This window comes from Streptomyces sp. NPDC036984 (assembly GCF_055607665.1).
Genome location: NZ_JBVJRL010000001.1, coordinates 501819 through 516328, shown reverse-complemented (window position 1 = coordinate 516328; position 14510 = coordinate 501819). Strand labels below are relative to the sequence as shown.

Sequence of the window (14510 nt, the reverse complement as noted above, 5' to 3'; positions counted from 1 at the left end):
CCTGACGGCAACCTAGCCAACTCGTGTGTCTTCTGTGAAGGTTGGTGCGAGGTATGTCCGATACATTTCCGTGACCTGAGAGTGGTTTCACGCCCGCGTGACCAGGCGCTTCCGTTCCGTAAACGGTGGGCGGGCCTGCCGAGGCGAAGATCGGCCCTTCTGGAAACCGGTCATGTTCCGGGGACGGCGACCGGTTGTCGGTGGGGCGCCCTAGACTCGGAGAGCGATGAGCAGCCTCTTTGACGACAGCTTCCTGGCGGACCTCCAGACCCCTCGCGGGCACCAGGAGGAACCCCCACCGCCGCCCGAGGACGATCACGCTCCGGAGTCGATTCCGGACGATCTGTTCGGCGGGAAGTTCGACGTGCCGCCGGACCGGGACGCGTACTACCGCGACGGCGCTCCGCGCCCGGTGATCGACTCGGCGGCGCTCCTGGAGGGGCTGAACGACAACCAGCGCGCCGCGGTCGTGCACGCCGGCTCCCCGCTGCTCATCGTCGCCGGCGCCGGCTCCGGCAAGACCCGCGTGCTCACCCACCGCATCGCCCACCTGCTCGCCGAGCGGAACGTGCACCCGGGCCAGATCCTCGCGATCACCTTCACCAACAAGGCCGCGGGCGAGATGAAGGAGCGGGTCGAGCAGCTCGTCGGCCCGCGCGCCCACGCGATGTGGGTGATGACCTTCCACAGCGCGTGCGTGCGGATCCTGCGCCGTGAGTCGAAGAAGCTGGGCTTCACGTCGTCGTTCTCGATCTACGACGCGGCCGACAGCAAGCGCCTGATGGCCCTGGTCTGCCGCGACCTGGACCTCGACCCGAAGCGCTTCCCGCCCAAGTCCTTCAGCGCCAAGATCAGCAACCTGAAGAACGAGCTGATCGACGAGGAGGACTTCGCCGCCCAGGCCACCGACGGCTTCGAGAAGACCCTCGCCCAGGCCTACGCGCTGTACCAGTCGCGGCTGCGCGAGGCGAACGCGCTGGACTTCGACGACCTGATCATGACGACGGTCAACCTGCTGCGCGCCTTCCCCGACGTCGCCGAGCACTACCGCCGCCGTTTCCGGCACGTCCTGGTCGACGAGTACCAGGACACCAACCACGCCCAGTACGCCCTCGTCCGCGAGCTGGTCGGCACGGGCGAGCGTGCCGCCGAGGACGTCGACACCCCGCCCGGCGAGTACGACCTCCCGCCCGCCGAACTCTGCGTCGTGGGTGACGCGGACCAGTCGATCTATGCCTTCCGGGGTGCGACGATCCGCAACATCCTCCAGTTCGAGGAGGACTACCCGGACGCGACGACGATCCTGCTGGAGCAGAACTACCGCTCCACGCAGACCATCCTGTCCGCCGCCAACGCGGTCATCGAGCGCAACGAGTCCCGCCGCCCGAAGAACCTGTGGACCAACGCCGGGCAGGGCGCCGGGATCGTCGGGTACGTCGCGGACACCGAGCACGACGAGGCCCAGTTCGTCGCCGACGAGATAGACCGCCTGGTCGACGCCGGCAAGGCACGCGCGGGAGACGTCGCCGTCTTCTACCGCACCAACGCCCAGTCCCGTGTCTTCGAAGAGGTCTTCATCCGCGTCGGCCTGCCCTACAAGGTCGTCGGCGGTGTCCGCTTCTACGAGCGCAAGGAGGTCCGGGACGTCCTCGCCTACCTGCGGGTCCTCGCCAACCCCGAGGACTCTGTGCCGCTGCGCCGCATCCTCAACGTGCCCAAGCGGGGCATCGGCGACCGCGCGGAGGCGATGATCGACGCGCTCTCCCAGCGCGAGAAGATCAGCTTCCCGCAGGCCCTGAAGCGCGTGGACGAGGCGTACGGCATGGCCGCGCGCTCCACGAACGCGGTCAAGCGGTTCAACACGCTGATGGAAGACCTGCGCACCATCGTGGAGTCCGGCGCCGGACCGGCCACCGTCCTCGAAGCGGTCCTCGAACGCACCGGCTACCTGGCCGAATTGCAGGCATCCACCGACCCGCAGGACGAGACCCGGATCGAGAACCTCCAGGAACTCGCGGCCGTTGCCCTGGAGTTCGAGCAGGAGCGCGGCGAGGGCGAGCAGAGCACACTCGCCGACTTCCTGGAGCAGGTGGCCCTGGTCGCCGACTCCGACCAGATCCCCGACGAGGAGGACGGCGACGGCGTCATCACGCTGATGACCCTGCACACCGCCAAGGGCCTGGAGTTCCCGGTCGTGTTCCTCACCGGCATGGAGGACGGCGTCTTCCCGCACATGCGCGCCCTCGGCCAGACGAAGGAGCTGGAGGAGGAGCGGCGCCTGGCGTACGTCGGCATCACGCGCGCGCGGGAGCGGCTGTACCTCACGCGCTCGGCGATGCGCAGCGCCTGGGGCCAGCCGTCGTACAACCCGCCCTCCCGCTTCCTCGAGGAGATCCCGCCCGCCCATGTGGAGTGGAAGCGGACGGGAGCGGCGGCACCGGTGTCCTCCGGGCCGGCGTCCGGGATCGCGGCCTCGCTGTCCTCGACCCGTTCACGCTCCTCGGCGTCGGGCGCGTCCGGGTTCGCCACGCGGCGCACGGCGGAGAAGCCGGTGGTCGCACTGACCGTCGGGGACCGGGTCACGCACGACCAGTTCGGCCTCGGCACGGTCGTCGCGGTGAAGGGCACGGGCGCGAACGCGGAGGCGACGATCGACTTCGGCGACGCCAAGCCGAAGCGGCTGCTGCTGCGGTACGCACCGGTGGAGAAGCTGTAAACCGAAGGGGCCCTCGCCGGACGGGGGCCCCTTGTCGACGATGTCCTGCGTGGTTACGTCGGGTCCAGCCCGTGACTGCGCAGCCACGGCAGCGGGTCTATGGCGGCGCCGCCCGCCGGTCGTACCTCGAAATGCAGGTGCGGACCGGTGGAGTTGCCGGAGTTGCCGGAGTAGGCGATCGGCTGGCCGGCCTTGACGGCCGTACCGGAGGCGACGCGGTAGCTGGAGAGGTGGCAGTACCAGGTCTCCGTGCCGTCCTTCGCCGTCAGGATCAGCATGTTGCCGTAGGCGCTGTTCCACTTGGTGGTGACGGTGCCGTCGGTGGCGGCCATCACCGTGGTGCCGTAGGAGACCGGGAAGTCGATGCCCGTGTGCACGGACATCCAGTTGATGCCCGCCTGGCCGTAGTAGGCGCTGAGCCCGTGCTGTGCGACCGGCAGCGCGAACTTCGGGCGCAGCCGCTCCTTGAGGGCGGCCTCCGCGGCCGCCTTCTTCTTCTCCAGCTCCTGCTGCGCCTTGAGGTCGATCCGCTCCTGGGTACGGCTCGCCCGGTCGGCGAAGTCGTCGGCGCCGGCGGAGAGGGTCTTGAGCTGGGTGTCCAGCTTGCTGTTGGCGACCGCCGGCTTGACCGGCTGCGCGTCCGCGGCGGTGGCGGAGGTGTCCTTGGAGTCGTCGGCGAGCGCCCCGACCGAGGCGGCGGCGATCCCGGCGACGCCCATGACACAGGCCGAGGGAACGGCGACGGTCAGCAGCGCGGAGCGCTTGGCGGGCGTACGGCGCCGCGAGCGGGCCGCGCTGCGCGAGCCCGCGCGGGTCGCCGGCGCCGGAATGATCTCTTCCTGACCGTCCAGCAGGTCGGTCACGGCGGGCAGTTCGCCGGTGGTCTCCGGCTCGCTCTCGCCCGAGGGGTCCGCGTCGAAGGCGGCGTCGTCGTACGCCCCCTGCTCGAACGTCTGCGGGTCTCCCATCGCCTCGAACGTCGCGGTGGCCTGCTGATCGAACGGTTCGCCACCCTGCTCGGGCTCCGCCGCCATGGCCGGTCCGGCGGAGTTCCACTGCGTGGCGTCGTACGCGCCCGTGTCGAAGGTCTGAGTGCCCCACTCCCACTGCTGGGTGGGCTCGGCGGTCCCGGACTGGTCGGGCTGGAGCCAGGCGTTCGTGTCCCACTGGCCGCTGACGCCGTTCCCGGTGGCCTGCCCTGGGACGGTCCAGGCGGTGCTGTCGTAGGCGCCGGAGTCGTAGGCGGCGAGGTGCTGGGCCGCGTACGGGTCGTAGTGCGGGGTCTGGCCGGTGTTCGTCTGCCACTGCGTGGTGTCGTACGCGCCGGTGGTCTGCTCGTTGCCCGGAAGGCTGCCGAAGAGCGGGTCGGTGTCGAAGGCCGTGCTGCTTCGGTCACCGCCGGTAAAACCGGTGGCGTCGTAACCGCCGTACGTGGTGAGGTCGTCGTAGTGGACTTCCTGTGCGCCGTACGACGCGTAGTGCGCGGTGGAGGCGTCGGAAGCCGGGGCCGGGGTGGTCATGCTCCCCGACGGGTGACGGTCGTTCACCAACTTCTCTTTCGCCTCGACAACAGGGGCTGCCAGAGCAGTGCGGCGACTGTACCCGGCAGTACCTGGGCGCGACAATCTTCCGCCGGTTTCGCGTGGGCCGGAAACGGGCATTCGGCCGTGTTTCGGGGGAGCCCGGACGCGAGTTTGGCCTGGCGTTCGAAGAGTGTTCGATGTCGAGTGGCGATGTGTCAGCTGTGTGCGGGCTGTGACCGCCGAGTGCTGCCGTGACTGCGGCCGGCCTCAGGCCACCGTCAGGCCGTCGTCGACCCGGTCCTCGGGGTGCGGGGTGTCGAGGGCCTCGCATATCCCGGCCGCCACCGCGGGATGCACGGGCAGGGCGAGATGGCCGATGCCGGTCACCCGGACATTCTGCGCGTCGAGATCGGCGTGCTCCAGGCAGGCCGTCTCCAGCGGGTCCATCAGCGAGTCCAAGTCGCTCCAGAAGCTCACGAACCGGGTCCGGCAGCCGGGCGCGGGCCGGGCCAGCTCCTCGATCACCGCCGAACCGGGCCGCATCTGCCGCACGATCGGATGCGCGTCCGCCAGCGGTGCCACCCGGGTCCCCGCGTGCGGGGTGCCGAGCGTGACCAGCGTGCGCACCCGCAGGTCACCACCGAGGCACTGAGCGTAGTAGCGCGCGATCAGGCCGCCGAGGCTGTGCCCCACGATGTCGACCCGCGCGCTGCCGGTGCGCTCGCAGATCTCCTCGATGTGCCGGCCGAGCAGCTCGGCAGCGATGCGTATGTCACAGGTCAGCGGAGAGTAGTTGAGCGACTCGATGCGCTGTCTGCCGTGCTGGGCGAGGCTGCGGCGGAGCAGGACGAACACGGAGCGGTTGTCGATGAAGCCGTGCAGCAGCACGACCGGCGGGCCGGGAGGCACCGGCAGCCGGGGAGTGCCGTCCGTAGCGGGCCGGTCCCCGGAACGGCGTTCCTGGACGAGGCCGGTCGGGTACAGCAGGAGGTGGCCGGCAAGGATCGCGGCCTCCAGGGCGGTCGCCCTGAGCAGTGTCATCGACAGTCCGGCCAGTCTGCCCGGCCACAGGCGGCGGCAGAGCGGGAGAAAGAGCGGCATTACCCAGGTGACCTTCATGGCCGACCTCCTGTCGGCACGCCGGAGGACGGCTCGACCCCCGTGTGCCCTCATGTCCCACCATGTGATTTCCCCCTCGCTGCGCGCCGTAAAACTGCCCGTTGCGGGATGCTGGAGATAACGTTCGTTCACTTCGCGACGGTGGCGGAACGCGCCAAAAGTGCGGTACTTGTCGATACGGACGGAAGCGATCGCTTCCGTGGTCGCTTGATGGAGGCAGTGATGGGTGTGGCAGCCGGTCCGATCCGCGTGGTGGTCGCCAAGCCGGGGCTCGACGGCCACGATCGTGGGGCCAAGGTCATCGCGCGCGCCCTGCGTGACGCAGGCATGGAGGTCATCTACACCGGGCTCCACCAGACGCCGGAGCAGATCGTCGACACCGCCATCCAGGAGGACGCCGACGCGATCGGCCTGTCCATCCTCTCCGGTGCCCACAACACGCTGTTCGCCGCGGTCATCGACTTGCTCAAGGAGCGGGAGGCCGAGGACATCCTGGTTTTCGGCGGCGGCATCATCCCGGAAGAGGACATCCCGCTGCTGAGGGAGAAGGGCGTCGCGGCGATCTTCACCCCGGGTGCGACGACCACCTCGATCGTGGACTGGGTCCGGGAGAACGTCCGTCAGCCGGCCGCTTCCGGGGGCTGATCGGCGGCCGCCGGCGGTTCGGTGGGCGGTGTGGGCGGGGCCAGTTCCCGCGTCATCGCCGCCCGCAGCCGCAGCGTGGTGACCAGCCGCTGGAATGCCTCCGCCCAGTACCCGCCGGCGCCCGGCGCGGCGTCCTCCCGCTCGTCGGGTATCGCCAGCAGCGCCTCCAGTCGGACCGTCTCCGCCGGGTCCAGGCAGCGCTCGGCCAGCCCCATCACCCCGCTGAAGCTCCACGGGTAACTGCCCGCATCGCGGGCGATGTTGAGGGCGTCCACGACCGCACGGCCCAGGGCCGGAGCCCACGGCACGGCGCACACGCCGAGCAGCTGGAACGCCTCCGACAGGCCGTGTGTCGCGATGAACCCGGCCACCCACGCGGCCCGTTCGGCCGGTTCCAGCGCGGCCAGCAGCTTCGCCCGCTCGGCCAGGGACACCGCGCCCGGTCCGCCCGCCTCCGGTGCCGACGGCGAGCCGAGCAGCGCCCGTGACCACGCGGAGTCCCGCTGCCGTACCGCCGCCCGGCACCAGGCCGCGTGGAGTTCGCCCTGCCAGCCGTCCGTCACCGCCAGCGCCACGATCTCCTCGGCCGTCCGCCCGCCGAGCCGCTCGGGCCAGGTGCCGAGTGGTGCGGCCTCCACCAACTGCCCCATCCACCAGGACCGTTCGCCTCGGCCTGCGGGTGGTGTGGGCACCACGCCGTCCCGCTCCATGCCGGGATCACATTCGTGCGGGGCCTCCACGACGATCGCCGGCGAGTCTCCCGTACGGTCCAGCGCCACGCACGCCATGGCCCGTACGGCCATCCGCTCGGAGAGCGCCGAACCCGGCAGCGCCGACAGCAGTTCCGCCGCCGTGGCCCGGACATTGCGGCTGCGGTCGCCCAACGCCTCTTCCAGGAACGGCTCGTCCGCGTCCGACAGCCCGGTGCGCAGCGAGTCGAGGAACATCAGCCGGTCCTCCGCCCGCTCCGTCGCCCAGGTCGACGCCAGCAGCTCGCGCCCCAGCGCGGGCGTACGGGAGCGCAGCGCGCCCAGCAGCGCGGCACGCTCGGCGAACAGCCCCTCCTGCCACAGCCGCCGCACCGCCTCGGTGTCCTTCGGATCGGGCAGCGTCGCGCCGCCGCCCGGGGCCGCGCGCAGCGCGAACCGCCAGTCCGGGTTCAGCCGGGCCAGCCACAGCGCGCGCGGGCCCGCGAACGCCAGGGCCGCCGGGCGCAGGTCCGTACGGCCCCGGGCCGCGTCGAGCAGGGCCGGCAGCGCCTGCGGAGGCGCCGCGTACCCGTGCGCGTTGGCCGCCGCGAGCCACTGCGGAAGCAGCTCCATGAGGTCCGGGGAACTGCCCCGCCGGCCGCCGGACGCACCGCCGGACCGGTCGGCCAACAGGGTGGTGAGCCTGTGTGCCGCCGCCGCGGGCAGGGCCGGGCGCGGGTCGGCGGGCGCCCGCTCCGGCCGCTGTGCCGCCGGCGCGGGCCGCAGCCCGGCCCGGCGCCGTACGGTCGCCACGGCGGCCGCGTCGAGCAGCGCGACCGGCGCCGCGCGGCCGGGTGCGCCGTGCGCCGGGGCGCGCCGGTCGGTGCCGAGGAGCGCGGTGGTGACCAGCTCTTCCCAGGAGCTATCCGGCGCTGTGGTGTTCCGGCTGGGCGGTGCCCCGTTCATCCCGTTGCCTTCCTCTCTTCCTGCGCCTGCCTGGGCGTCCCCGCGGGTGTCCGTACGGCCGGTCAGCACAGCGGTACCGCCTCGCCCGCTCCCTCCGGCCAGGCGGTGAGCGGGGTGAAACCGCGGTGGCCGCACTCGCCGAAGACCGTGACGGGAGCGCCGCCGGACAGGGCGACCAGCCGCCACAGGCCGGGCCGGGAGCGGGCCGTCCGGGACAGCGGCAGGGCCGCGTCCGTGTCGGCGTCGGCCAGCTGCCACTGGTCGCCGTCCGGGATCGGAACCACCCGGCCCAGGGTGACCGGGACCGAGTCCAGCCAGGGGTCGTCGCGCAGCGCCTCGCCGTACCGGGCCGCCGCCTCGGCGGTGGTCACCCCCGGCGGGCGGAACGCGGCCGGTGCCGGCGGGGCGAACCGCTCGCCCAGCGCGGCCCGGCGCTGACCGGCGCCTGGATACGCCGTCAGTTCCGCGTCCAAGGCCACGCCGACCGGCAGGGACAGCTCCGGTGCCCGGCCCGCCGCGCCGTAGGACAGCAGCAGCCGGGTCCGGCCGGATCCGGCGCCGTGCAGCCATATCCGGCGCGTCGTCAGTTTCGGATCCACCGAGTCGTACTGGGCGAGGACCAGCCAGCGGTCGCGCTCCGGCGGGCCGTCCGGCGCGGCGGGCAGGCCGAGCCGGGATCGGACCGTGGCCGCGAGCGGGTCCGGCAGCGCGTCGCGGCGCAGCCAGCCCTGATCGAGCAGATGCAGCAGGGCGCACTCCTCCAGCAGCCGCGCCGGCCAGCCTGCTCCGGACGCCGGGATCGACCCCAACTCCCTTACCCGGGCCGCGAGTCCGGGCGCCTGGGCGTCGACCATGCGGGCCGCCGTCTCGTCCCACAGCCCGTACCCCGCCTGCTCGGCGGCGGCCAAGCCGCCGCGCAGCAGGTCCGCCAGTCGCTGCTCCAGCTCCGTCGCGCCCGCCGTCACCCGCTCGGCCCGGCGCTCGGCCCGCCGCCGGGCGGCCTCCGGGTCGGCGGGCCCGGCCGTGGAACCCCCTTCGGCCCGTGTCCGCTTGGTCTCGGCGCGGCTGCGCCGGCCCGCGAGCCACTGCCCGGCCCAGTCCGGCGGCTGCGCGGAGGCCGGCACCGCGCCGTCGTCGCCCGACCACAGCAGAAGCAGACCGAGCGCGTGCTTGCACGGGAACTTACGACTCGGACAACTGCACTTGAATGCCGGACCGGCCGCGTCGGACAGGTCCACCACCGTCTGGTACGGCCTGCTGCCACTGCCCTTGCACAGCCCCCACACCGTCCCCTCTCCGCTCCCCGTCTCGGACCACGGCCCCGCCGCGCCGAGTTTGCTCCCCGCCTTGCGTGACGCGGCGTCAGGCGCCAGTGCCAGCACCTGCTCCGCGGTCCAGCGCACCCCCTGCTCAGTCATGTCACCGACGGTAGGCCCCACCACTGACAATCGGCCCGGCGAGCACGTCTGTGCAGGTCGGAGCGATTGTCAGTGGCGTGGTGCACGGTGGATGCCAGATCCGAACCGGCCGAGCTGGAGGGGGCCTCAGCCATGACTGTGTCCGTGCGACCGACGACCGCCGAACCCGACCGCGCAGAGAACGCACAGGCGTTGCGACCGCATGCCGAGCACGCCTTCGCGGCCGAACTCGCCGCGCTCGCCGCGCAGGACGACCGCCCGCGCCCGGCCCGCTGGAAGCTGTCGCCGTGGGCGGTGGCGACGTACCTGCTCGGCGGCACCCTGCCGGACGGCACGGTGATCACACCGAAGTACGTGGGACCGCGCCGCCTCATCGAAGTAGCCGTCACCACCCTCGCCACCGACCGCGCCCTGCTCCTGCTCGGCGTGCCCGGCACCGCCAAGACCTGGGTGTCGGAGCACCTGGCCGCCGCGGTCAGCGGTGATTCGACGCTGCTCGTGCAGGGCACGGCCGGCACCCCGGAGGAGGCGATCCGGTACGGCTGGAACTACGCACAGCTCCTCGCCCACGGCCCGAGCCGCGACGCCCTCGTACCCAGCCCCGTCATGCGCGCCATGGCCGAGGGCATGACGGCCCGCGTGGAGGAGCTGACCCGTATCCCGGCCGATGTGCAGGACACGCTGATCACCATCCTGTCCGAGAAGACCCTGCCCATCCCCGAGCTGGGCGAAGAGGTCCAGGCGGTCCGCGGCTTCAACCTGATCGCCACCGCCAACGACCGCGACCGCGGGGTCAACGACCTCTCCAGCGCGCTGCGCCGCCGCTTCAACACCGTGGTGCTGCCGCTGCCTGAGAGCGCCGACGCCGAGGTCGACATCGTCACCCGCCGGGTCGAGCAGCTCGGCCGCTCCCTCGACCTGCCGGCCGCGCCCGACGGCATCGACGAGATCCGCCGGGTCGTCACTGTCTTCCGTGAGCTGCGCGACGGCGTCACCGCCGACGGCCGTACGAAGCTGAAGTCGCCCAGCGGCACCCTGTCCACGGCGGAGGCGATCTCCGTCGTCACCAATGGCCTGGCGCTCGCCACTCACTTCGGCGACGGCGTGCTGCGCCCGGGAGACGTCGCTGCCGGCATCCTCGGGGCCGTCGTCCGCGACCCGGCGGCCGACCGGGTCATCTGGCAGGAATACCTGGAGACGGTCGTCCGCGAGCGCGAGGGCTGGACCGACTTCTACCGCGCCTGCCGGGAGGTGAGCGCATGACCGGTACCGGCGGCAGCGCGGCGTACGCCTCCGGGCCGCTGCTGCTCGGGGTGCGGCACCACGGGCCCGGTTCCGCGCGCGCGGTACGGGCCGCGCTGGACGCCGCGCGCCCGGCGGCCGTGCTGATCGAGGGGCCGCCCGAGGCGGACGCGCTGATCCCGCTGGCCGCCGACCCGGGCCTGCGACCCCCGGTCGCTCTGCTCGCCCACGCCGTGGACGAGCCCGGCCGCTCGGCCTTCTGGCCGTTCGCCGAGTTCAGCCCCGAGTGGGTGGCCATCCGCTGGGCCCTGGAGCACGGCGTCCCGGCCCGGTTCATCGACCTGCCGGCCACGCACACGCTCGCGTGGACGGAGGAATCGCGTGCGTCCACTCCCGACGGCGACGGCGACGGCGACGGGGACATGAGCGGCGATGGCGACGGAGACGGCGGTGGCGGCGGGGGCGGGGGCGGCGCTTCGGAATCCGGTCCGGTCTCCGACGGCGACCAGCTCCGCGTCGACCCGCTCGCCGTGCTCGCCGAGGCGGCCGGATACGACGATCCCGAGCGCTGGTGGGAGGACGTCGTCGAACACCGGGGGCCGGGCACCGGCGACCCCTTCGCGCCGTTCGCGGCAGTGGCCGAGGCCATGGGCGCGCTGCGCGAGCGGTACGGCGCCGGCGGGCGCCCCCGGGATCTCGTCCGCGAGGCGCACATGCGGCTGCGGCTGCGGGAGGCGCGCAAGGAGTCCGGGGACGCGGTGGCCGTGGTGTGCGGGGCCTGGCATGTGCCCGCGCTCCGCGAGAAGACCACCGTCACCGCCGATCGGGCGTTGCTCAAGGGCCTGCCCAAGGTCAGGACCGACCTGACCTGGGTGCCGTGGACCCACCGCAGGCTCGCCCGGGCCGGCGGATACGGCGCGGGCATCGACTCGCCGGGGTGGTACGCGCATCTGTTCCACGCCCCCGACCGGCCGGTCGAGCGGTGGCTGACCAGGGTGGCCGGGCTGCTGCGGGAGGAGGACCGGATCGTCTCCTCCGCGCATGTCATCGAGGCCGTACGGCTCGCCGAGGCCCTGGCGACGCTGCGCGGCCGCCCGCTGCCCGGCCTCGGCGAGACCACCGACGCGGTGCGCGCGGTGATGTGCGAGGGATCGGACGTGCCGCTGGCGCTGGTGCGCGACCGGCTGGTGGTCGGGGACGTGCTCGGCGAGGTCCCGGAGTCGGCGCCCGCGGTGCCGCTGCAGCGCGACCTGGCCCGGCAGCAGCGCTCGCTGCGGCTCAAACCCGAGGCGCTGGAGCGTGAGCTGGAGCTCGACCTGCGCGGGGACACCGACGCCGGCCGCAGCAGGCTGCTGCACCGGCTGCGGCTGCTCGGCGTCGGCTGGGGGGAGCGGTCCCGGTCCCGGGGGAGCACGGGCACGTTCCGGGAGACCTGGCGGCTGCGCTGGGAGCCCGAACTGTCGGTGCGGGTCGCCGAGGCGGGCGTGTGGGGGACGACCGTACAGGCGGCGGCACAGGCCAAGGCCGAGGCGGACGCGGTGGCGGCGCGCGCCCTCGCCGACGTCACCGCGCTCGCCGAGCAGTGCCTGCTGGCCGGCCTGCCGGACGCGCTGCCCGTGGTCATGCGGGTGCTCGCCGACCGGGCGGCCCTGGACACCGACGTCGGCCACCTCGCCCAGGCCCTGCCCGCCCTGGTCCGCTCGCTGCGCTACGGCGACGTGCGCGGCACCGACACCGGCGCGCTGGCCGGCGTCGCGGCGGGCCTCGCCGAACGCGTCTTCGTCGGCCTGCCCCCGGCCTGCGCCGCCCTCGACGCGGACGCGGCGGAGGAGATGCGCGGCCATGTGGACGCGGTGCACACGGCGGTCGGGCTGCTGACGGAGAGCCTGGCCGGTGGGGTTGCGGGAGACGGGGGTGATGACGGGGGCACCGGCAAGGACGGAGGCAGCGGGGGTGACGCGGGCATCGGGCAGGACCGTGGCGCCCGGGACCACGCAGGGCACCGCGGTGACGGGGGCGGGCTGCGGGAGCGGTGGCGGGGTGTGTTGCGGGTGCTGTCGCTGCGGGACACCGCGCCGGGTGTCATCCGGGGGCGGGCCGTGCGGCTGTTGCTGGACGACGGCGCGCTGCGGCCGGAGGAGGCGGCCAGGCTGATGGGGCTCGCGCTGTCGCCGGGCACGCCGCCCGCCGCTGCCGCCGCCTGGGTCGAGGGCTTCGCCGGCGGTGGGGGCGGCCTGCTGCTGGTGCACGACGAGCGATTGCTCGGCCTGCTCGACAGCTGGCTGACCGGAGTGCCGGCGGAGGCGTTCACGGACGTACTGCCCTTGCTGCGGCGCACCTTCGCGGCCTACGAGCCCGGTGTACGCAGAACCCTCGGCGAACTGGTCCGGCGCGGCCCGGGGGACCGCACCGGCGGGGCCGCCGGCCGGGCAGCAGCCACGATCCCCGGCTTCGCCGCCGCACCCGACACCGGGCGCGCCGACGCCGTACTCCCGGTGCTGCGGCTGTTGCTGGGCCTGGACGCGGCTCACGCCGGGCCGCACGGCACTCCGCAGGGCACGCCGCCCGACACCAGCCCAGGCTCCATGTACGACACCAGGCACAGCACCACGCACGACACCACGGACGACGACAGCCTCGCGGGGGTGGGCGCATGACGGACACGACGGGCGGGCCGGTATCCACGGCGGGCGGGCTGGTATCCACCACGGGCGGGCCGGTGTCCGAGGCGGGCGGGCCGGTATCCACGGGGGGTGCACCGGTATCCACGGCAGGCAGGTCGGCATCCACCACGGGCGGGACGGCATCTCCGTCGGGCGGGCCGGCGCCTTCGACAGGCGGGCCCGTGCCAGGGGAAGGTCTCGACCCGGCGCGGGAGCGGTTGCGGCGCTGGCGGCTGGTGCTCGGCGGGGACCAGGCGGACGGTACCGGATGTGTGCTGTCCGGCCGGGACGCGGCGATGGACGGCACGCTGGCGGCGCTCTACGGCAGGAGCGACACACCGCAGGGCGGCCGGGGCCGGTCGGCGGGGCTCGGCGCCTCGGCGCCGTCCGTGGCGCGCTGGCTCGGCGACATCCGCAGCTACTTCCCGTCCTCCGTCGTCCAGGTCATGCAGCGCGACGCCATCGACCGGCTCGGCCTCGCCTCCCTGCTGTTGGAGCCGGAGATGCTGGAGGCGGTGGAGGCCGACGTGCACCTGGTCGGCACGTTGCTCTCGCTGCACAAGGCGATGCCGGAGACGACCCGGGAGACGGCCCGCGCGGTCGTCCGCAAGGTGGTCCAGGACCTGGAGAAGCGGCTCGCCACCCGTACCCGGGCGACCCTGACCGGCGCCCTGGACCGCAGCGCGCGGATCCACCGCCCGCGCCACCACGACATCGACTGGAACCGCACCATCGCGGCCAACCTCAAGCACTACCTGCCCGAGCACCGCACGGTCGTACCGGAACGGCTCATCGGCTACGGCCGGGCCGCGCGGTCGGCGAAGAAGGAGGTCGTGCTCTGCATCGACCAGTCCGGGTCGATGGCGGCGTCCGTGGTGTACGCGTCCGTGTTCGGGGCGGTCCTCGCCTCCATGCGGTCGATCAGCACCCGGCTCGTCGTCTTCGACACGGCGGTCGTCGACCTCACCGATCAGCTGGACGACCCCGTCGACGTCCTCTTCGGTACCCAGCTCGGCGGCGGCACGGACATCAACCGGGCCCTCGCCTACTGCCAGGCGCAGATCACCCGCCCGGCCGAAACCGTCGTCGTATTGATCAGCGACCTCTACGAGGGCGGAATCCGCGACGAGATGCTCAAGCGGGTCGCGGCGATGAAGGCGTCGGGGGTGCAGTTCGTGGCCTTGCTCGCGCTGTCGGACGAGGGGGCACCGGCGTACGACCGCGACCACGCGGTGGCGCTCGCCGCGCTCGGCGCACCGGCCTTCGCCTGCACGCCCGACCTGTTCCCCGAGGTGATGGCCGCCGCGCTGGAGAAACGGCCCCTGCCCATACCGGACACGGCATGACCGCTGAGCCGGCGAACGAACGGGGCGGGGAACGGGTAGGACGGAGAAGGGCTGGAGAGGCGAGTGGAACCGGGCTCGCGAGGGCACCCGGTGGACAGTCGGGCCCCGTGCCCGGAGCAACTCCGCGGGGCGGCCGGTCCCGGGTGGTCGAAAGCCGTCGGCTCGTCCGGGCGGTGCCTCGCG

Annotated in this window: 9 protein-coding genes; 5 read left to right on the top strand and 4 right to left on the bottom strand. The window is 73.2% G+C overall.

The features are described 5' to 3' along the window. Positions 1–226: 226 nt before the first annotated feature. Positions 227–2716: a DNA helicase PcrA gene (gene pcrA, locus ACZ7DL_RS02335; RefSeq protein ID WP_470770762.1), complete on the top strand. Its 2490-nt coding sequence runs from the start codon at positions 227–229 to the stop codon at positions 2714–2716. Positions 2717–2769: 53 nt separating this feature from the next. On the opposite strand, the gene ACZ7DL_RS02330 is transcribed toward pcrA, so the two are convergent. Beyond that, positions 2770–4263 carry a M23 family metallopeptidase gene (locus tag ACZ7DL_RS02330; RefSeq protein ID WP_470770761.1) on the bottom strand — a complete coding sequence of 498 codons (1494 nt, stop codon included), beginning with the start codon at positions 4261–4263 and terminating at the stop codon, positions 2770–2772. A gap of 243 nt (positions 4264–4506) precedes the next feature. Continuing rightward, positions 4507–5358, bottom strand: a complete 852-nt coding sequence (locus tag ACZ7DL_RS02325; RefSeq protein WP_470770760.1) for an esterase/lipase family protein — start codon at positions 5356–5358, stop codon at positions 4507–4509. A gap of 222 nt (positions 5359–5580) precedes the next feature. Between ACZ7DL_RS02325 and ACZ7DL_RS02320 the strand changes: the two genes are divergently transcribed. Next, a complete protein-coding gene (locus tag ACZ7DL_RS02320) occupies positions 5581–6003 on the top strand; it encodes a cobalamin B12-binding domain-containing protein (RefSeq protein ID WP_470771191.1) in 423 nt (140 codons plus the stop codon). On the opposite strand, the gene ACZ7DL_RS02315 is transcribed toward ACZ7DL_RS02320, so the two are convergent. Beyond that, on the bottom strand, positions 5979–7658 hold the full coding sequence (locus tag ACZ7DL_RS02315; RefSeq protein WP_470770758.1) for a DUF5691 domain-containing protein: 1680 nt from the start codon (positions 7656–7658) through the stop codon (positions 5979–5981). The genes ACZ7DL_RS02320 and ACZ7DL_RS02315 overlap by 25 nt on opposite strands. A 62-nt stretch (positions 7659–7720) precedes the next feature. Further along, positions 7721–9076, bottom strand: coding sequence for an SWIM zinc finger family protein (locus tag ACZ7DL_RS02310; RefSeq protein ID WP_470770757.1), 1356 nt, complete (start codon positions 9074–9076; stop codon positions 7721–7723). A 132-nt stretch (positions 9077–9208) separates the two neighbouring features. Here ACZ7DL_RS02310 and ACZ7DL_RS02305 point away from each other — a divergent pair, with 132 nt between their 5' ends. From ACZ7DL_RS02305 to ACZ7DL_RS02295, 3 genes are read left to right on the top strand one after another with little or no spacing between them, the layout of a single operon-like run. Next, entirely contained in the window at positions 9209–10339 is a 1131-nt protein-coding gene (locus ACZ7DL_RS02305; RefSeq protein ID WP_470770756.1) for an ATP-binding protein, read from the top strand. After that, positions 10336–12975 (top strand): DUF5682 family protein, encoded by a 2640-nt coding sequence (locus ACZ7DL_RS02300; protein ID WP_470770755.1) that lies wholly within the window; start codon positions 10336–10338, stop codon positions 12973–12975. Before ACZ7DL_RS02305 ends, ACZ7DL_RS02300 begins: the two co-directional genes overlap by 4 nt. Next, complete coding sequence (locus ACZ7DL_RS02295; protein WP_470770753.1) at positions 12972–14327, top strand: vWA domain-containing protein; 1356 nt, start codon at positions 12972–12974, stop codon at positions 14325–14327. Before ACZ7DL_RS02300 ends, ACZ7DL_RS02295 begins: the two co-directional genes overlap by 4 nt. Positions 14328–14510: the final 183 nt, after the last annotated feature.